Consider the following 20,105-nt stretch of genomic DNA (forward strand, 5'->3'; position numbering starts at 1 on the left):
TTACAATAAAGTAGAGGGGAGAAATCTGTCTCTTTATAAAATAGTTATTTATAAAAAGTCACATAAAAAGAACTCGCCAGACGTATGACAAGTTCTTTAGTGTATTATTGTTGAATTGCTGCATCTAAAGCGATTTCAATCATTTCGTTAAATGTAGTTTGACGCTCTTCAGATGTTGTTTCTTCGCCAGTGAAGATGTGATCGCTAACTGTTAATACAGATAATGCATTTACGCCGTATTTCGCTGCTAATGTATAAAGAGCAGTTGTTTCCATTTCTACTGCTAATACACCGTAATCTCCAAGTTTTTTAACCATGTCCATGCTTTCGCGATAAAACACATCTGCTGTTAAGACGTTACCGACACGAACGTGTAATCCTTTTTCAGTTCCAGCATCGTAAGCTTTCTTTAAAAGATCAAAGTTTGCAGCTGGTGCGAAATCAAATCCTGGGAATGTTAAACGGTTCATATTAGAATCAGTACAAGCCGTCATTGCGATAATAACATCACGAACTTTTACATCTTTTTGAATTGCACCGCAAGTGCCAACGCGAATTAAATTTTTAACTCCGTAGCTTTGGATTAATTCGTTTACATAAATAGAAATAGAAGGAACACCCATACCTGTACCTTGAACAGATACACGTTTTCCTTTATAAGTTCCAGTAAAACCTAACATACCACGTACGTTATTATAGCAAGTAACATCCTCTAGAAATGTTTCAGCGATATATTTTGCACGTAATGGATCACCTGGTAATAGAATAGATTCAGCGATTTCGCCTTGTTTTGCTTCGATATGTACACTCATGAAAAGTCCTCCTTATAATGTATTGATAGAAATCAATATCATTTGCATTATACACTACGAATCCTTTCAATTAAAATCTTTTTATTATTTGTAATATGTGCAAAATAGGAGGATTTCATAAATCATAATCTAGAATATATAGCTTAAGAAGTTTTATGTGAACAGAGACAATAAAAATGGTAGGTGATGTTTTGAAAAATCTTGTCATTGGGCTTATTGCGTTAGTACTTATTGTGGCAGGAGGATTTTACATAAAAAAATATCAAGAAAACGAAGAGACTGTAGGAGATGTTCAGGAAGTAAAGTGGGATGTGTCAAATGGAAAGGGAAATGAGAAAGTAGATATTGTATTTCAGTTGTTAAACAAAAAGAATAATGAAATTCGTGGTGTAAATGATCAAATACGGGCAGTGATTGTAGATGGACAGTTAAAACACATACAACAAATTAAACCTACATTTGCAGGGAACGGGTCATATAAGTTATCTTCCAAAATAGCGAAAGATGAAGAATATACGATATTTTTATACGAAGATAAAAATAAGTCCGTAGAGTCATTCGCTAGGAAAGATTTTGGTAGAACGAAAGAGGAGAACAATAAGAAAAAAGTGAAATTTCCAATCGACAGTGTACTTACAAAAAAAATAGGGGAGTATGAAGTTTCTCTTTTATTTGGCGCATTACATCCGAATGAACCAGTTACGTTAACATTTCAGTTTCAAGCGAAAAAGGGTGAAAAATTGAAATTACATTCAGAGAGAGGAGAAGTAGAGTCACTCTATATCGTGGATGAAACGAAGGAGAACTTTTTATACGCTATGCCTGTGGATACGGATGAACAATTACAATACCGTATTACATTTCCTGCCGAGGGTACGTATAAAATGTGGGGGAATTTCTATATAAATGGTAAGAAATATGAAAAAGAATTTATTGTACAAGTTCAAAAAAGAAAAAACAGCTAAGAATTTAGCTGTTTTTTCTTTTTCCTATTAATTTTGTTACAGAGAGCATTGTAATTGGTAAAGAATGATTCTTCCTAAATGCTAAATATTTACCGCTCCATGCTGGTTTATATTTTTCTTTAAAATGTCGTAATCCGCTGAAACTATACGTATAACGAACGTTATTAAAGATTGCAGCAGCCACTCGTTCAGACCAGAAAGACTGTGTGGATAAACCAACATTTGAAAGTGGTGCCATACCAATATTAAAGGAGTGGTATTCATTTTCTTTTGCCCATTGGAATAAGTGGATGAAAATTGCGTCCATAATGCCGCTAGGCGCATCTGGATAATATCGCATTAAATCGACAGATAATGATCCGTTTTGATATACGGGCATGAATGTTGTGAATGCAATAATTTTTCCATCCGCATCAGATAATGTTGCAATGGGAGCGCGACTAATATATTCACGATCGAAGTATCCGAGTGAAAAACCTTTCTCTTTTTTTCCACCAAGCCATGCATCTGAAACTTTTCTTAACTCTTCATATAATTCGTCTGAGAAAGGTGGCTCATGAATAGAGAATGTATAGCCTTCTCTTTCAAAACGGTTGAAAGTAGCTCGCATGCCAGCGCGTTTCTTTCCTGTTATTGTAAATGTATTTAAATCAACAACAGCTTCTTCACCGAGCTTAAAGAAGTTATAACCAAAATCGTGATATAAACTCATCCATTTACTTTCAATTTGGTAGAATACACAAATGTATCCAAATCGATCAGCCTCAGCTAAAAACTCTTGCAATACAGTACGATAGGAGGAAGGGTCCCCGATTGGATCACCTAGTACAATAAGTCGTTTTCCAGTTATTGAGAAGAGAATGAGTGCTTTTCCATCACTACTGAAAAAGAACTGTTTATCTCCTAAAAAACCTAAATGACTAAGTACATTTCCACCATGTTCATCTAAGAAGTTTTGTAATCTTTTATCATTAGCTGGTTGCCCGGGAAATTCATTTCGATAACGATTTGCAATGAGTGAACCAATTAGTAAAAAAGTAGGAACAAAAAAGGCAGCTGCTAATGCACTTCGTTTCACTTGTGTAATATTACGAACGACAAAATCAGGTTGGAAAGCTTCTTTTGCACTTGCAAATAAAATACCTAAGTTTTTATATAAATATAACGTTACAAGTAGGAATATAAAAACTTTTACGATATCGGAAAGTGAGACTTCCATTTTCTCACGTACAAACCTTTTACGAAGCATATACAATACAGCGAGTACGATTAATAAAATAAAAGTTTCTTCAACATCAATTCCTTTTAGTGTATTAAAAATAGCCGCTCCAATTAAAGAAACAATCGTCATATAATAAGAACGTTTTGTTCCGTAATATATCCCTCGTGAAAGAATGAGGAGGAGAATACCGAATGTTAGCGATAAGCTAAAAGAAAATTGAATAAGATGTTTTGGAGCTAGAATATGTAAGGCGTGTGCCCGATTTATACTTGTCGGTAGAATAGTTGATAAAATAACCATTAAGCCAGCAAATACTGTTAAAGCAGCAGATGCCCAAGAACCTAACTTTCCTAGAAAGTCACGCTGCAAAGTCCATATAACACCAGTTGTCTCTAATGCAGGCGCAATAAAGGGTTTATCTTCAAACTTTTTAATGGCTACTCCTGTCATTTCAAAAGCTGCAAAAATGAGACCAAGGCAGAATGGTAAGATGTAATAGACGAGACGATATAATAACATAGCAGGAAGCAAAACACCTGTATCGATGCCGTATTGCCCAAGCCCAGTTAAGAAGACAAGATCAAATGATCCAAGACCACCAGGAACAAGACTAACGACACCAGCTAAAGCAGCAATGACATATACGCCTAAAAACTTTTGGAATTCGATTTCAATGCCAAATAATAGTAATATGACGTACATAACAATACCAGCAGATACCCATTCGACTAATGAAACTAATGAGTATAAAACAGTTGGGTTTTTCTCCTCTTCTTCTTGTCCCTCTGTTTGCATCGCTTTTCTATTTTTTAATTTAGAAAATCCGATATATATAGGGACGAAAAGAGCAAAGAAGATAAGAACAGGCCATAGCCATGGTTTTTCATGCAAAATAAATCTCGTGTCTAATATTCCGATAAGACCAAGAAATGAAAGAATGGCTAATCCATTAATAAAGGCAGTTGTCATCCAAGCGATACTTTTAATAAGTTTTCCATTTTCTTTTATGTATGGACGATAAAGCATTGTGCGTACGCCAGCTCCAACTAGACCACCAAACCCGATAAATCCATTTAAAGTATTAGCAATCCACGAGATACGGAAAATCTTTTGGACAGGGATATCAGCTTTTAAGTAACGAAGCATAACATAGTCATAAAAGAACATTGTTGATACAGCGAATGCACCAAGTGTAATTGCTAAAAAGACTCCTCCAGTTGGAATGTTTTTAATTGTATCAATCGCTTCTAAAAAAGAAATGCCCGCTAATTCTTTTTTTGCTTGAAAGAATACAATTGTTAATACAACAAATGGGAAGATAATTTTCCCGATTTGTAAGAAACGTTTCCATGAAAACGACATAAATACAACTCTCCTTGTATAAGAAAACTGAGACAATAATATTATTATGACAAACTTCAAGAAAAATAAAAAGGTAAATTCCTGTATAGGGGAGCTATTTTTTATATAGGTATATTTAAAAGAATATTTTGTTTATCAGAAAATTAAGTTAGAATAAGATGAAAGAAGGTGGAGGGGAGTATATGATTATAAAAGGTTATGTAGGATATGAGTTAGAAAAGGCGAAACCTAATACATCAGAAGATTTTTTTAACAGATCTGAAGTGACATATATATTAAATGATAAAGAGAAAACTTTTTCGGTTTTATACGTTCGATATTTTGAAGAAGTTTTACAAGAAATTACTCCTTTTGAAGGAAATCCAGTGTATAAAGTAGAAGAACAAAACATATATTTGCGCGATATTGTAGCGATATGTTGTTTAGTGAAGGATAGGGAACTTCGTGCGCAAAAACGTTTGTATTTAAATAACCTGGAAGAATTTCAACAATATTTTGATGAGGGAACGGTGTCGAAAGTACAAGAAATATTGGCTGAATTACATAAAAATAAAAGAGTAGAAATAGCGTGAAATGGCAAAGGAGAGAGAAAAAATGTCTAATTTGATGGTTGAAAATCAAACAGAACAAGTTTCTATATTTTTAGAAGATGCTATTAATTTGATAACCAATTATGTAAATTATCATACGTTGCCTTCTTTATTAGAGGAAACACCAGCAGGGAATGAGCAATATTATAAAGGGTTATTAGCATCAATGAGACGACTTCTCGTTTTTTGCGAAGAAGGACATGATGCATGTTTTGTTTTGTTGAATAGTCAGCCATTTCGAAAAACAGCAGCTGAAAAAATTTTATATAAGATTTACCATCAAGTAATTGCAGAGTTTTTTTCACCAAAGAGTGATTATTGGTATGAAAATAGTCGGTCTGCATATACAGGAAAAAATTCTATCGTTTTTCAACAAACACCACCTGCATCTTTGGGGCAAGTGATGAAGAGTTTAGAAGGTAAATTTCAATTGATGCGTGAAGAACTAGAATATTATGAGACGGATTATCAGACAAAGATGTTACACAAATATTGATTGCGGAAAAGAAGCTAAGGTGACTTAGCTTCTTTTCCTTTTGTACAGTTATATAAGGGATTTTCATTGAATATAGTTAAGTGGATAGCATTAGGGAGGTGCAACATGAATCAGCAAGGTGTATTTACAGATTACTTTCATGAAGTAGAAAATTGGTGTGAAAGTGTTCTTCACGTATTAGATAGCCGCGCAATGGAAGTGTATGATGTCCATATGCTTGCTTATAAAATTCAGGCGTTGTTAGAGCGTATGAAAGAGCATGAGTATGAAACAGATGCAGAGTTTATGTATGAAATAAGTGATGATGTAGAACATATTCAGCATCACTTGCAGGAAGTATTTATGCAAGAAGAAGAGGAATATGAATTATATGAAAGAGGGGATAGCGAACGAGCTGTTCCAATTGGAGGACATACACTCCCGCCATTACCTTATCCGTATAATGCGTTAGAACCTTATATTTCTAAAGAAATTATGATGTTACACCATGATAAACATCATCGGAGTTACGTGGAAGGATTAAATAAAGCAGAGAAGATGATGGAAGAAGCGAGAAAAACAAATCAATTTGATTTAATTAAGCATTGGGAAAGAGAAGCGGCTTTTCATGGGTCAGGTCATTACTTACACACGATATTTTGGAATAACATGAAAAAAGACGGTGGTGGGAGTCCAAGAGGTGCTTTTTCACAACAAATCGAACAAGATTTTGGGAGCTTTTTACGTTTCCAAAAACATTTTACAGAAGCGGCCTCTAAAGTAGAAGGTTCAGGCTGGGCAATTCTCGTTTGGGTGCCCCGGTCTGGAAGGTTAGAAATTTTGCAAAGTACACTTCATCAATTATTTACACAATGGGATACGATACCACTCCTTGTACTAGATGTCTGGGAACATGCGTATTATTTACAATACCAAAATCGAAAAGATGAATATATTAAAAACTGGTGGAATGTTGTAAATTGGCCTGATGTAGAAAAAAGGTTTGAAACTGCGAAACAAATTGAATGGACACCATATTAGACGCAAATTCTCTGCGTCTTTTTTAATGGAAGCAGAAGGAAGATTTCGTTCATATTTTAAAAGGCCAAGCATACACTTGTACAAAAAGTGCCAAAAGGACGTGGGGGGAAATATGAGACGAATTTGTGTAATCATTACGCTTCTTATTATGTACGCAAGCGTTATGCCGATTCCTACATATGCAAAGATGAACAGCAATGTCAGTGCTCGAAATGCTGTATTAATGGAGCAACAGTCTGGTCGTGTATTATACGGAAAAGCAGAACATGAACCTCAAAAAATTGCTAGTATAACAAAAATTATGACTGCCTTGTTAGCTGCTGAATCAGGGAAGATGAAAGAAATGGTGTCAGTTAGCAATGAAGCGGTGAGGGTGGAAGGATCAGCAATCTATTTAAAGCCTGGACAAAAAGTGAAGTTAGAAGATTTAGTATACGGACTCATGCTTAGATCTGGTAATGACGCAGCGCAAGTAATTGCTGAAAGTGTGGGTGGGAGTATAGATGGATTCGTATATTTAATGAATGAAAAGGCGAAAGAAATTGGAATGAAAGATACTCACTTCTCAAACCCTCATGGTTTAGATGGAGATGGATCACATTATTCGTCGGCTTACGATATGGCGTTATTAACGAAGTATGCAATGGGAAACGAGTCATTTAAAAAAATCTTTGGAACAAAAACGTATAAATCCGATTCTTGGGATTACCCGTGGAAAAATAAACATAAGTTGGTAACGTCTTATTATGAATTTGCAACAGGAGGAAAAACAGGCTTTACGAAGAAAGCAGGAAGAACGCTTGTTACAACGGCATCAAAAGATGGACTAGATTTAATTGTCGTAACTTTGAGTGCTTCTAGTGATTGGGATGATCATATGAATCTATTTGATAAAGGATTTGAACGTTTCAAGCAAACGAAAGTTTTAGGACAAGGAGCAATTGCTGAAATAAATGAAAAGAAGTATGCCAACCATGTTTATACGAAAAATAGTTTTTCCGTGCCGTTAACTGAAGAGGAAAGAAAGAACGTATTATTAAAAGTTGAACTGGATAAAAGTATAACGCTTGAGGATGGAGTAAAGGTTGGAAAGACAGATGTTTATGTTGGCAATGAGAAAGTTGGAGAACGGAATTTATTTTATAGTAAACGGAAGTTAGTAGCTACAACGGGACTTTACTGGAATAATGTGAAAGAAATTTTTTCTTACATGATAGGTGTTGGGAACAATGGTTAATCTCGTATGGGTAGCGATGGCTGTCATTGGGATTGTATACGCCATGATAAATGGAACGATGGAAGAAGTGAATAAGGCTGTATTTGACGGAGCAAAAGATGCAGTAACGATTTGTATAGGACTTATTAGTGTTTTAGTATTTTGGCTTGGTTTAATGAAAATTGCAGAGGAAGCCGGATTGTTAAAAAAATTAGTTTCACTTTTTATGCCGATAGTAAAAAGGTTGTTTCCAGAAATACCAAAGGATCATCCGTCCATGGGATTTATTCTATCAAATATGATGGCAAACTTTTTTGGTCTAGGTAATGCAGCAACCCCTCTTGGTATTAAAGCGATGGAACAACTAAAAGAGTTAAATGGAGGAAAGGATTCGGCGAGCCGTTCTATGGTGACGTTTCTAGCATTAAATACATCAGCTATTACATTAATTCCTACGACAGTCATTTCAATTCGAATGACATATGAATCAGCCAATCCTACTGAAATTGTTGGGGTAACATTTATTGCACAAGTACTTTCTATGATTGGAGCAATTTGGATTGACCGCTATTTTTACCGAAGAAGGAGTAGAAAGGGGCGGAAAAAATGAGTATTGTAAATACAATTTCCTTATGGGTAATCCCTTGTGTAATTGGTTTTATCCTTTTATATGGCACGATAAAGAAAGTGCCGACGTATGAATCGTTCGTTGAGGGAGGAAAAGAAGGGATTCAAATTGCAATTTCCATTTTACCGTTTATGGTTGGAATGCTTGTGTCTATTTCTATATTCCGATCGTCAGGTGCGCTAGATGCAATGATATCAGTAATGAAGCCAATGCTAGATTTAATTCACGTTCCAGCAGAAATCGTTCCATTAGCACTAATACGTCCTATTTCAGGTTCTGCTGGTCTAAGTATTACGACTGATTTAATTGCTACATATGGGCCAGACTCATTCATTGGGAGATTAGCTTCTACGATGCAAGGGAGTACAGATACGACTTTTTATATTTTAACAGTATACTTCGGAGCTGTTGGTATTAGAAAAATGGGAGATGCATTAAAAGTAGGTCTTTTTGCAGATTTAATCGGAATTATTTGCTCGATTGTCTTTGTTTCCCTATTGTTTCAGTAAAGCTATTCATTTTTTATGCTATTTCGCGTATAATACGTATACGACCACTATTAAGGTGTAGCTTAATAGTGGTTTTTTTATGCAGTATTTTTGACAAAATGATGAACTTTTATTGTGAGAAATATGAAAAATATGGACAATAATAAAGGATAAAAACATGATTTGACCTTTATATGTTTAATATCATCGCTATGTTGTTTAAGGGAGATGGAGCGAATAACCGTAAAGCGTATGCGGTTGCCAAGTCTTTCTAATGTAAGGTAAGATAAATTCGAGGTGAAAAAAAGAAATGGAACGATTACAAAAAGTGATTGCGCAAGCAGGTATTGCATCGAGAAGAAAGGCTGAGGAATTAATTCAGCAAGGAAAAGTGAAAGTTAACGGAAAAATAGTGAAAGAGTTAGGAACAAAAGTAACTCCTCAAGATAAAGTAGAAGTAAATAACATCCCTCTTGAAAAAGAAGAACCTGTTTATTTTTTACTATATAAACCAACTGGTGTAATTTCAAGTGTATCAGATGATAAAGGTAGAAGTGTTGTAACAGACTTTTTCCCTGAAATTACACAACGTTTATTCCCAATCGGACGTCTAGATTATGATACGTCAGGAGTATTATTAATGACAAACGACGGGGACTTCGCAAATATATTAATGCATCCTAAATATAAAGTTGAAAAAACGTATGTTGCAAAAATAAAAGGCCCATTAACAGGTGAGAAAATTCGCATGTTAGAACGCGGTGTTGCATTAGAAGATGGTAAAACAGCACCAGCACATGTGAAAATTATTTCTTGGGACAAGCGTAAAGAGATGGCTATTGTACAATTAACAATTCATGAAGGACGTAATCGTCAAGTACGTCGTATGTTTGAAGCGTTAGACTGTAAAGTAGTGAAATTAAAACGTGAACGTTATGCTTTCTTAGAAGTAGGAAGCCTGCGACCTGGTGATGCGAGAGAATTGACACCACATGAGGTGAAACAATTACGCGCGCTTGCTTCTACAAAGCCAAGATAAGCTATAGAGTTAAAAATTCACCAGTGGAGTGCTCTGCTGGTGATTTATTCAATACAACATTTACAGAAGATAATACATAACATTTACCGAGGAGAGGAGAGGTAATATGAAGAAAAATCGCTTATTATTTCGCGTTATTATTCTACTCATTTTATGTGGTGCTGTAGGATTTACCCTTTATCAAGGATTCTTTGCTAATAAAGAGAAAATGCAAATCGGAAAAGAAGCACCTAACTTTGTTGTGACAGATTTAGAAGGGAAGAAAATTGAACTAAAAGATTTAAAGGGAAAAGGTGTATTTTTAAACTTTTGGGGTACGTGGTGTAAACCTTGTGAAAAAGAAATGCCTTATATGAATGAATTATATCCAAAGTATAAAGAAAAAGGCGTTGAAATCATAGCGTTAGATGCAGATGAAACGGATATTGCAGTAAAGAACTTTGTGAACCAATATGGTTTGAAATTCCCAGTTGCTATTGATAAAGGACAAAAGATTATAGGAACATATGGAGTAGGTCCATTACCGACAAGCTTTTTGATTGATAAAGATGGAAAAGTAGTGGAGCAAATTATAGGTGAACAAACGAAAGAACAGTTAGAAGAGTATTTAAAGAAAATTACTCCGTAATAAAGAAAGCCTTTACATAAGAGGTGCGTGTCTATAGTGCCTCTGATTTAAAAATTCTGAGTATTGCGGTAACTCGAGGTTAGAATATACAATAGTACATATAGATACAGGGGCGGTGAGAGTGTTGAAAGAAATTAAATGTGAATGTGGACATGTTAATCCGATAGGAACCGTTTTTTGTGAAGCTTGCGGGAAACCATTTGAAAGCAATGAAAATGCAAAACTATTGGATATGCGCTATGAGGGGAGTGCACGGAGATCTCTCACGCAAACAAAAACGATAGTCGATAAAATTTGGAGCTTTTTCTCTTCTGTAAAAGTCGGTGTATGGCTAATCGTAATAACTTTAGCTGCATCAGCGATAGGAACTATTTTTCCGCAAGAAATGTACATAACTCCAGGGATTGCACCAGCTGAATATTATAAGCAAGAATACGGATTTTTAGGGCAATTATACTATCAATTAGGATTTAATAATTTATACGGTTCATGGTGGTATATGATTTTGATTGCTTCTATCGGTATTTCACTTGTGATATGTAGTTTAGACCGCGTTATTCCACTTTATAAAGCTTTAAAAAAGCAAGGCGTAAAAAGACATCCTAGTTTTTTAAAGAGACAGAGATTATATGGGACTGGTACACCGCAAGATGGTGACCTGGAAAGAGTGCAAAAGAATTTAAAGAAAAGAAACTATAACGTGAAAGTGGAAGACGGAAACGTTTTAGCAGAAAAGGGACGCTTCTCGCGTTGGGGTCCATATGTAAATCATATCGGTCTTATTATCTTTTTATTCGGTGCGATGCTTCGTTTTTTACCGAGTATGTACGTAGACGAAGCACTTTGGTTACGTGATGGTGAAACGAAAGAAATACCAGGGACGGATGGACAATACTACTTAAAAAACGAGAAATTTATAAAAGAAGTTTATGATAAAAGTAAGGACAAGGAAGTTTTTGAGGAAGCGATTGATCGTGTAGGCGATAAAATGATTGCGAAAAACTTCCAAACGAATGCTGTATTATATAAAGCTGTGGGCGAAAATATAGCAGGGCAAAAACCAAAGTTGGAAAAAGTAAAAGAAGCGGAAATTCGAGTAAATGAACCACTGAAATTTGATCAATTTGCAGTGTATCAAGTGGATTATAAAGAAAGTGAATTTAAAAGTATGTCCTTCAACTTGCAAAATAAAGAAAATAATCAAAAATGGGGACCGATTAAAGTAGATTTAACGAATCCTAAGGAAAAATATGATTTAGGAAATGGTTATTCTCTAGAACTATTAAGCTATTTTCCTGATTTTTATTTTGATGAGAATGGAAAACCGAATACAAAAACGAAATTACCGAACAATCCTGCATTTGTATTTAAAATGTTTACACCTGAAACACCAGATGGTGAAGTGAGTTTTGTTGGTATTCAGCAAAATATAGAACCTGATGGAAACAACAAATATAAAATGTCGTTTGCGGGTGTTGAAATGCAAAATGCAACAGCACTTACTGTAAGAAAAGATTTAACGCTTTGGATTCTCGGTATTGGAGGATTTATATTTATGGTTGGTGTCATTCAAGGTATGTATTGGAATCATCGCCGTATTTGGATACAACGTGTTAATGATGAATGGTGGATTGCAGGGCATACGAATAAAAATTGGTTCGGTTTAAAGAAAGATATTGAAAGAGTAATAGAAGGTACAGCAATTCCACAGCCAAATGATAAAGTAATCGATAAAAAAATTAGTTAAGGTGGGGAAACGATATGGTGCAAATAAGTAGTAACTTTCTCTTTACCGCATTTATTTTATATTTAATTGCGACTCTATTTTTTGGTGGAGCCATTAAAGAAAAGGGTCATAAATGGGCAAATGTAGGAATAACAATTACAATTTTAGGGTTTATAGCACAAACAGTATATTTTGTTACAAGGTGGATTGCATCAGGGCATGCGCCAGTTAGTAACTTTTTTGAATTCGGTACATTTTTCGGCATGATGCTTGTAGGAGCATTTATTGTAATGTATTTTATGTACCGCGTAAGTATAATTGGACTATTTGCATTACCAGTTGCGCTTTTATTAATTGCCTATGCAAGTATGTTTCCGAGGGAAATATCTCCGCTTATTCCATCTTTAAAAAGTAATTGGTTACATATTCACGTGACGACTGCAGCAGCAGGACAAGCAATTTTAGCGATTAGTTTTATTACGGGCGTCATGTATTTATTAAAAAATGTAGATCAATCAACGAGAAGTAAACGGACATTTTGGCTAGAGACGGTAGTGTTTACGCTTGTTTGTACAGTTGGATTTATTGGAGTAACAACGGTATTTTCTAGTATGAAATATGAAGCGAAGTTTCAATGGGTTGATAAAAATGAACAACAACTGGAAATGAAGTACAATCTTCCAGCTTTAGTAGGACCGCATGAAGGGAAGTTACAGACAGAAAATAAATTAGAACCGGTAGTTGAAGTTCCAGCGATTGTAAATGCGAAAAAATTAAATACTGTTATTTGGTCAGTGTTAGTTGGAACATTACTTTATATTGTATTAAGGCTTGTTTTACGGAAGCGAGTATCGGCGGCACTTCAGCCGTTAGTAAAGAATACGAATAGTGATTTACTAGATGAAATCGGATATCGATCTATTGCAATTGGATTCCCAGTTTTCACATTAGGAGCGTTAATTTTTGCAATGATTTGGGCTCAAATAGCGTGGACGCGTTTTTGGGGCTGGGATCCGAAAGAGGTTTGGGCACTTATAACGTGGCTCTTTTATGCTGCAGTACTACATTTACGATTATCTAAAGGGTGGCATGGAGAGAAATCAGCTTGGCTTGCAGTAATTGGTTTTGCAATTATTATGTTTAACTTTATTGTAGTAAACTTAATTATTGCCGGTTTACATTCATATGCATAGAGAAATAAAATAGGAGAGTGCATGTCACTTTCCTATTTTATTTTTGTCAACTTTTCTTCTTTTTTGAGAAAAACATGACAAAGTAGCGGTTGATTTTGTAAAATGATGTCGAGGACATTATATACTGTTCAAAAAAAATACATAGTTTTGGAAAAAAATTGAACAAAATTTATTATTCTTGTGAAGCATAATATGGGAAGTGAAACATTTAGAAGATTGCTTAAATAAACGAGAATAGCGCAACATAATAGTAAAGAAGGGTAGGTGTGAACCGCTGAGGTGAGAGTACGCAGCGGGTAGAGATGGAAAATGAATCAAGAATTTTAATTGTAGATGATGAGGATCGTATTCGTCGTTTATTGAAAATGTACTTAGAAAGAGAACAATACACAATTGAAGAAGCAGATAATGGTGATACAGCTTTAGAAATGGCGTTGCAAAATGATTACGATTTAATCTTATTAGATCTTATGATGCCTGGTAAAGATGGCATTGAAGTATGTAAAGGGGTTCGTGAGAAGAAAGCGACACCAATTATTATGCTGACAGCAAAAGGTGAAGAAGTAAATAGAGTACAAGGATTTGAAGTTGGAACAGATGATTATATTGTAAAGCCATTTAGTCCACGTGAGGTCGTGCTACGTGTGAAAGCGGTATTACGTCGTGCTGTACCAACAACATTCTTTACACAAGATACAACGACAAAAGATGTTACTGTATTCCCGCACTTAACAATTGATAACGATGCACACCGTGTTACTGCAGATGGTAATGAAGTAAACTTAACGCCGAAAGAATATGAGTTACTATTATTTTTAGCGAAAGCTCCTGATAAAGTATTCGATCGTGAGCAATTGTTAAAAGAAGTATGGCAATATGAATTCTTCGGAGATTTACGTACAGTTGATACGCATGTAAAGCGTTTACGTGAGAAGTTAAGTAAAAAATCACCAGATGCTGCGAAGATGATTGTTACCGTTTGGGGCGTAGGTTATAAATTTGAGGTTGTGAACGACTGATGCTTTGGAGAAGTGTAGTAGGGAAGTTATGGATGACTATATTACTTCTCGTTTCGTTTGTGCTTGGATTTGTTGCGATTTTACTTTCACAGTTTTTTAGAACATATTATGTTGATATGAGTGAAGATAGGCTTCAAAAAGTTGCAACAAGTGTTTCAGAGTTAATTGAAGAAGGTGCCGATGTAAAAACGATTGAGAATATCGCGTACAAATTCTCTGATTCACTTTCAAGGATCATTATTGTAGAAGATGGTAAAGAAATATCATCTTCGCCGAAACAAGAAGGGTTAGTCACTCTTACAATGGATGATTTGAAAGAAGATAAAGAATTAGCGGCTGTTTTCACAGACAAAAAAGAAATTAAGAATAACATTAGAAAAGCCTCTAATAGTAGAAAGAATAAAAACACTGAAAATGATATTATGATTGTCGGAAAACCAGTGCAGTCAAAAAATCAAAGTGCAGTGTTCGTATACGAATCTTTACAAGTACCGATACAAGGCATGGAGAGAACGACTGATTTTATATTCTTATCAGCAGGGATTGCGATTATATTAACAACGTTCTTTGCATTCTTCTTGTCTACTCGAATTACAGCACCACTCCGTAAAATGCGTGAAGTTGCTTTTGAGGTGGCGCGTGGGAAGTTTGATGCGAAAGCTCCTATGGTGTCTCAGGACGAGATTGGTGAGCTTGCAACGGCCTTAAATCAAATGGGGAAACAGTTGAAGTTTAATATGAATGCACTGCAGCAAGAAAAAGAACAGTTAGCTAGTATTTTAAGTAGTATGGCAGATGGGGTTATTACGTTAAATCAAGAAGGTGAAGTCGTTGTAATTAATCCGCCGGCCGAACATTTCTTACAAGTTTGGCAAGAAGAAAAAGAGATAGAGCTAAGTAAAAAACTACCTTCTGAACTTGTGGAACTATTCCATCTTGTTGTAGAAAGTGAACAACAACAAGTTGTTGAAATTAATTTACAAAAAGGGAACTATGTAGTTCTTATGACGCCGCTTTACAATCAAACGAAAATTCGTGGAGCTGTAGCGGTACTGCGAGATATGACGGAAGAACGCCGTCTTGAAAAGATGCGTCAAGACTTTATTGCGAATGTATCGCATGAACTTCGTACACCAATGGTAATGCTGCAAGGGTATAGTGAAGCGATTTTAGATGATATTGTGCAAACGAAAGAAGAAATTGATGATTTTGTTCAAATCATTTATGATGAATCCGTTCGTTTAGGTAAACTTGTAAATGAATTATTAGATTTAGCACGCATGGAAAGTGGTAATGTAGAGTTACATATAGGTGAAGTTGATATTCATCCTTTCGTTGAAAAAATAGGTCGTAAATTCCAAGGGATTGCAAAGGATAAAGAGGTCGCGTTAACGGTTGATTTCAAAGATTCAATTGAACAATACCCGTTTGATGCAGATCGTATGGAGCAAGTATTGACGAATTTAATTGATAACGCAATACGTCATACAAACGCAGGCGGACATGTAACGCTTGTAATTGATTCGAAAAATAATGGCCTCATTTTTGAAGTACAAGATTCGGGTGCAGGCATTCCAGAAGAGGATATTCCATTTTTATTTGATCGTTTCTATAAAGCTGATAAAGCAAGAACACGTGGGAAAAAGGGTGGAACAGGACTCGGGCTTGCGATTGCGAAAAATATTGTTCAAGGTCATGATGGTAAAATTTCTGTTTCAAGTGTTGTTGGAGAAGGAACTACATTCTCTGTATATTTACCGAATCGTATAATTTAGATATGTGTTTTTAAAGTTGATAATGAATAAAGTTCTGCTGTTTTTTATTTTTTTGTAAACTCAATTAAATAAAGAATGGTAGAACTTTTTTCTATGTTGCTCGAATAAAGAATAACAAGAGAGGTGCTGTGAAGAAATGAAATTATATACAAAAACAGGAGATAAAGGAACGACAAGTGTAATAGGCGGTAGGGTTGATAAAGATGATATCCGTGTGGAAGCGTATGGAACAATAGACGAGGCGAATTCTCATATCGGATATGCAATGACTAAGCTTCAAGGCGGGACTTATAGAGATATTTACAATGAGCTCGAAAATATTCAACATGAGCTATTTGATTGCGGAGGAGACTTGGCAATAGTGGAACAAAAAATTCCTTATAAGGTGACAATTGAGATGGTTGAAAGCTTAGAAAGAAAGATTGATTTGTATATAGAAGAAGCACCGCCGCTAGAGCGCTTTATTTTACCAGGTGGAAGCGAGTCGGCAGCTGCTATTCATATTGCACGTACAGTTGTAAGGAGAGCAGAACGATGTATCGTGTCCTTACAAAAAGAAGGAGAAATAAATGAAGTTGTTCTAAAGTATGTAAATAGATTATCTGACTATTTATTTGCAGTAGCTAGAGTAATAAATGCCCGATTACAAGTGAAAGATGTGGAGTATAACCGTAGTGCATTAGTTTTTCGTGATAAGAAAGAGAAGGAAGTGGAGTAATTCACTTTCTTTTTTTGTATACTTTTTTCTGTAATATACCAAAATAGAGAAGGTATGGTGGTAATTAGAAAACGGAGGATGTATATGAAAGTTTTAAAATGCGGAGTCATGTTATTGAGTATACTGTTTGTATCTCAATTACATGTTTATGCAGAAGAAAATCGATGGACATGGCCTGTTGAAGGTCAGATAAGTGATTATTTTGGGACAAGGCATGGAAAACACTATGGTATTGATGTAGCTGCACCGATTGGAACGCCTGTGGCAGCTATCCAAGATGGTAAGGTAACGAAGTCTTATTATTCAAGTAGTTATGGAAATGTTGTATTTATTAAACACGGAGAATATGAGGCTGTATATGCACATTTAAATAAGAGATATGTGGGTCAAGGAGATTATATTTCAAAAGGTGAAAAAATTGGAGAAGTAGGGAACACGGGAGAATCGCGAGGTGCACACTTACATCTAGAACTTCATCAAGGAAGATGGACGATGGCGAAAAAGAATGCGATGAACCCATTGCTTGTTTTAAGTGAACAAAGAAATGAAGTTGTTTCTTCATCATTATATGTCGTACAAAAAGGGGATACTTTAGTTAGTATTGCACGGAAATTTAGTATGACACTTAAGGAAATTAAAGAAAAAAATGGATTGCAGCAAGAGCTAATTTATCCTAATCAACAATTATATGTTAAGTAAAGGTAACGTCTCAAAAATTAAACTTTGAATATTCTTAAATAAGGTTCAATGTAAATGAAATTATATGGGCGCTTCTGCTAGAAGTATTGAGTGAATTAGAGTATTTATATCTAAAAGAAAACCGTCCCAAAATTTATTTTGGGACGGCTTCTTTTACCAAAAAATAAAGACACATATAAATCCAGAAATAGCTAAATAGCTATATAAGTAAAAAACTTTTGTTCTTGTTTTCTCTTTTGTTCGAAACAGTACGATAGTCGGTTCAATTAAACCGATTGTCAAACAAAGTAGGCCAAGAAGCATACAACCAATCGAAATAGAATACAGGGCGATTTGTGGTGCTTGAAATGGAATCATCCATTTTAATAAAAATGCAATAAGTGCAGTGTAACAAATGCTACCGATGTATTTATTCAGTGGTGTATTAGAACGAAAACCAGGAAGTTTTTTTAAGAAAGAGCGGGAAACAACTTCTGTTTGTAAAGATGTATGCTCTTCAATAATTCTTTGAGCTTCTTTTCCTTTTTGAAAAAGGGATAAGATCCAATTTCGCTCACCCTGAAAAATAAATTGAGAAGTTGTCAAATAGTGATCAATCTTCACTTTACTCCAACTTTTCCACGGATGACGCTCACACAATTTTAATTTACTTTCTGTTTTTTTATCATACTGATAAATACTGATGCCATCTTCATCGAAAGTAGCATAGTATGTCTCGTTTGAGAATGTGCCTAAATCAATTGGGCAGTAGAAAAGTAATTCTTTTTTTAAGTAAAAGTATTCTTTTCTTAAGTTTTTTTTCATTGCTTCTCGAATAGAATGTCTCTTTTCTTTTTTCATGACATTTCCTCCATAACTCAGAAAATGTTCTTATCTTAACAATTCAATATCTTATCACTTTTAATTATATATGACTAGGTAATTCAAAAGAGAAATGCCGAATAATAAAAAATATGGATTGTATTGTAAAATATCTCGCAATTTATTTATTGTTACGAAAAATAAATAACTAATTTTAAATAAGTTACAATTTTTTTGTTCACAATGTTATGAGGTTGTTGTATAATGAAGGGGAAAATAGAATATCGGTCTATCTTCGGGGCAGGGTGAAAATCCCGACCGGCGGTGATGAACTATTTATGATTTTGTTCTAAGCCCGCGAGCCGTTAAGGCAGGATTTGGTGTGATTCCAAAGCCGACAGTACAGTCTGGATGGGAGAAGATGGAGGTTCAAGCGTTCAAAAAAGATATGGATTTGAACGTCTGTTTGATGTGCCTTAAATTCTCCCTTTGTGTAAAACACAAAGGGTTTTTTCGTTCTATGAAAAAATAGGCATAGCAGAACCTTTCCACTTTCCATGAGAAGATCGATGGAAAAGGAGAGAGAAAGATGAAACAAAAAAACAGTGTGGTGCAGATGGTGAGTGTAGCGATGCTAAGTAGTATTGCATATTTACTAATGATGTTAGATTTCCCGTTCCCAGGGCTTCCGCCATTTTTGAAAATTGATTTTAGTGATGTACCAGCTCTAATTGCAGCAATTATCTTTGGACCAGTAGCTGGAGTGATTGTAGAGGCAATAAAGAACATTTTACATTACGGGATTCAAGGAAGTTTAACGGGAGTACCAGTTGGAGAAATTGCAAACTTTATTGCAGGATGTTTATTTATTGGACCAGCAGCTTTCTTATTTAGAAAGTATCGTACTGTGAAGAGTTTAACGACAGGGTTAATGCTAGGGACAATTACAATGGCACTTATTATGAGTGTATTAAACTACATCATCATATTCCCGGCGTACACTTGGTTTTTAAATTCACCAGCTATGTCTAGCGAAGCTATAAGAACAACGGTTGTAACGGCAATCTTACCATTTAATTTAATTAAAGGAATTGTTGTAACAATTGTATTTGTGGCATTATTCTCACGCCTGAAAGTATGGGTGTTTGCAAAAATGAAAAATGCATAATATATATAAACCATTAGTAGTGTGGAACTACTAATGGTTTTTTATTAAGGAAAATAAAATTTAGATACAAAAAATGCCCCTCATCAATATGAGGGGCATTTTTTGAAGTTAATAAAAGACTATTCAAATTTTAAAGCGTCTCCGTCGAATGATTCGTCAGCAACTTTAATTGAGTCAGTTGGACAGCCTTCGAATGCATCCATCATATCTTCAATTAATACATCTGGAATTTCAACGATACCTTGGTTATCGTCTAATGTTACAAATGCAATACCTTCATCATCATAGTCATAAATGTCTGGTGCAGCAGCGCCACAAGCACCACATGCAATACAAGTATCTTTATCAACGATTGTATATTTTGCCATCTTTTTTCCCTCCTGATAATATGTATGTGAAAAGCTTGCCATAAAAATTATAACCTTATTGTAAAACGGTTTGTAAAACTTTTCAACATAAAATTATAATGATAATGCTTATCAATTAGAGTGTCAACTTATTTTTGAATTATGTCATAAGATTTTCAAAATACGTAAATAT

The 20,105-nt window shown here is 35.0% G+C and carries 20 protein-coding genes and 1 riboswitch; of the genes, 16 read left to right on the plus strand and 4 right to left on the minus strand.

Annotation, left to right across the window (positions count from 1 at the left end; genetic code table 11):
• Positions 1-104: 104 nt before the first annotated feature.
• Positions 105-812, minus strand: coding sequence for a purine-nucleoside phosphorylase (deoD, locus tag ACLBXA_RS15550; RefSeq protein WP_000110707.1), 708 nt, complete (start codon positions 810-812; stop codon positions 105-107).
• Positions 813-988: 176 nt separating this feature from the next.
• On the opposite strand from deoD, the gene ACLBXA_RS15555 reads away from it, so the two are divergent.
• Positions 989-1,777, plus strand: a complete 789-nt coding sequence (locus tag ACLBXA_RS15555) for a hypothetical protein (protein ID WP_000232602.1) — start codon at positions 989-991, stop codon at positions 1,775-1,777.
• Between the two features lie 4 nt (positions 1,778-1,781).
• Here the strand turns inward: ACLBXA_RS15555 and mprF are convergent, their stop codons facing one another.
• Positions 1,782-4,361 carry a bifunctional lysylphosphatidylglycerol flippase/synthetase MprF gene (mprF, locus tag ACLBXA_RS15560; RefSeq protein ID WP_000010842.1) on the minus strand — a complete coding sequence of 860 codons (2,580 nt, stop codon included), beginning with the start codon at positions 4,359-4,361 and terminating at the stop codon, positions 1,782-1,784.
• Positions 4,362-4,543: 182 nt separating this feature from the next.
• Between mprF and ACLBXA_RS15565 the strand changes: the two genes are divergently transcribed.
• From ACLBXA_RS15565 to ACLBXA_RS15630, 14 genes are all read left to right on the plus strand, one after another.
• Positions 4,544-4,933 carry a hypothetical protein gene (locus ACLBXA_RS15565; RefSeq protein WP_000584359.1) on the plus strand — a complete coding sequence of 130 codons (390 nt, stop codon included), beginning with the start codon at positions 4,544-4,546 and terminating at the stop codon, positions 4,931-4,933.
• Between the two features lie 22 nt (positions 4,934-4,955).
• A complete protein-coding gene (locus tag ACLBXA_RS15570) occupies positions 4,956-5,447 on the plus strand; it encodes a YpuI family protein (protein ID WP_000067555.1) in 492 nt (163 codons plus the stop codon).
• Between the two features lie 105 nt (positions 5,448-5,552).
• Positions 5,553-6,467 (plus strand): superoxide dismutase, encoded by a 915-nt coding sequence (locus tag ACLBXA_RS15575; protein ID WP_001075736.1) that lies wholly within the window; start codon positions 5,553-5,555, stop codon positions 6,465-6,467.
• A 112-nt stretch (positions 6,468-6,579) separates the two neighbouring features.
• Positions 6,580-7,704 (plus strand): D-alanyl-D-alanine carboxypeptidase family protein, encoded by a 1,125-nt coding sequence (locus ACLBXA_RS15580; RefSeq protein ID WP_001252627.1) that lies wholly within the window; start codon positions 6,580-6,582, stop codon positions 7,702-7,704.
• Entirely contained in the window at positions 7,697-8,293 is a 597-nt protein-coding gene (gene spmA / locus ACLBXA_RS15585) for a spore maturation protein SpmA (RefSeq protein ID WP_000247810.1), read from the plus strand. The genes ACLBXA_RS15580 and spmA overlap by 8 nt, the downstream gene beginning before the upstream one ends.
• Entirely contained in the window at positions 8,290-8,820 is a 531-nt protein-coding gene (gene spmB / locus ACLBXA_RS15590; RefSeq protein WP_000029514.1) for a spore maturation protein SpmB, read from the plus strand. The genes spmA and spmB overlap by 4 nt, the downstream gene beginning before the upstream one ends.
• A 289-nt stretch (positions 8,821-9,109) precedes the next feature.
• Positions 9,110-9,838 (plus strand): 23S rRNA pseudouridine(2605) synthase RluB, encoded by a 729-nt coding sequence (gene rluB, locus ACLBXA_RS15595; RefSeq protein ID WP_000440553.1) that lies wholly within the window; start codon positions 9,110-9,112, stop codon positions 9,836-9,838.
• Positions 9,839-9,944: 106 nt separating this feature from the next.
• The gene (gene resA, locus ACLBXA_RS15600; protein WP_000742193.1) at positions 9,945-10,466 is read left to right on the plus strand and encodes a thiol-disulfide oxidoreductase ResA; all 522 of its coding nucleotides are present in this window, start codon (positions 9,945-9,947) and stop codon (positions 10,464-10,466) included.
• A 121-nt stretch (positions 10,467-10,587) separates the two neighbouring features.
• Positions 10,588-12,213, plus strand: a complete 1,626-nt coding sequence (gene resB, locus ACLBXA_RS15605) for a cytochrome c biogenesis protein ResB (RefSeq protein WP_000910521.1) — start codon at positions 10,588-10,590, stop codon at positions 12,211-12,213.
• Positions 12,214-12,227: 14 nt separating this feature from the next.
• Positions 12,228-13,385 carry a cytochrome c biogenesis protein ResC gene (gene resC, locus ACLBXA_RS15610; protein WP_000250089.1) on the plus strand — a complete coding sequence of 386 codons (1,158 nt, stop codon included), beginning with the start codon at positions 12,228-12,230 and terminating at the stop codon, positions 13,383-13,385.
• A gap of 302 nt (positions 13,386-13,687) precedes the next feature.
• Positions 13,688-14,404 (plus strand): DNA-binding response regulator ResD, encoded by a 717-nt coding sequence (gene resD / locus ACLBXA_RS15615; protein WP_000426861.1) that lies wholly within the window; start codon positions 13,688-13,690, stop codon positions 14,402-14,404.
• Complete coding sequence (gene resE, locus ACLBXA_RS15620) at positions 14,404-16,179, plus strand: sensor histidine kinase ResE (protein ID WP_000964692.1); 1,776 nt, start codon at positions 14,404-14,406, stop codon at positions 16,177-16,179. The genes resD and resE overlap by 1 nt, the downstream gene beginning before the upstream one ends.
• Before the next feature lie 136 nt (positions 16,180-16,315).
• The gene (locus tag ACLBXA_RS15625) at positions 16,316-16,897 is read left to right on the plus strand and encodes a cob(I)yrinic acid a,c-diamide adenosyltransferase (RefSeq protein WP_000781274.1); all 582 of its coding nucleotides are present in this window, start codon (positions 16,316-16,318) and stop codon (positions 16,895-16,897) included.
• A gap of 84 nt (positions 16,898-16,981) precedes the next feature.
• Positions 16,982-17,596 (plus strand): peptidoglycan DD-metalloendopeptidase family protein, encoded by a 615-nt coding sequence (locus ACLBXA_RS15630; protein ID WP_000866113.1) that lies wholly within the window; start codon positions 16,982-16,984, stop codon positions 17,594-17,596.
• Positions 17,597-17,749: 153 nt separating this feature from the next.
• Here ACLBXA_RS15630 and ACLBXA_RS15635 read toward each other — a convergent pair whose 3' ends face one another.
• On the minus strand, positions 17,750-18,436 hold the full coding sequence (locus ACLBXA_RS15635) for a hypothetical protein (protein ID WP_000711799.1): 687 nt from the start codon (positions 18,434-18,436) through the stop codon (positions 17,750-17,752).
• A 248-nt stretch (positions 18,437-18,684) separates the two neighbouring features.
• Positions 18,685-18,824, plus strand: a riboswitch (FMN riboswitch).
• Positions 18,825-18,986: 162 nt separating this feature from the next.
• On the opposite strand from ACLBXA_RS15635, the gene ACLBXA_RS15640 reads away from it, so the two are divergent.
• The gene (locus ACLBXA_RS15640) at positions 18,987-19,565 is read left to right on the plus strand and encodes an ECF transporter S component (protein WP_000810856.1); all 579 of its coding nucleotides are present in this window, start codon (positions 18,987-18,989) and stop codon (positions 19,563-19,565) included.
• Positions 19,566-19,684: 119 nt separating this feature from the next.
• Here ACLBXA_RS15640 and ACLBXA_RS15645 read toward each other — a convergent pair whose 3' ends face one another.
• A complete protein-coding gene (locus ACLBXA_RS15645; RefSeq protein WP_001151993.1) occupies positions 19,685-19,933 on the minus strand; it encodes a ferredoxin in 249 nt (82 codons plus the stop codon).
• Positions 19,934-20,105 lie beyond the last annotated feature (172 nt).

The organism is Bacillus sp. D48C (assembly GCF_053345735.1).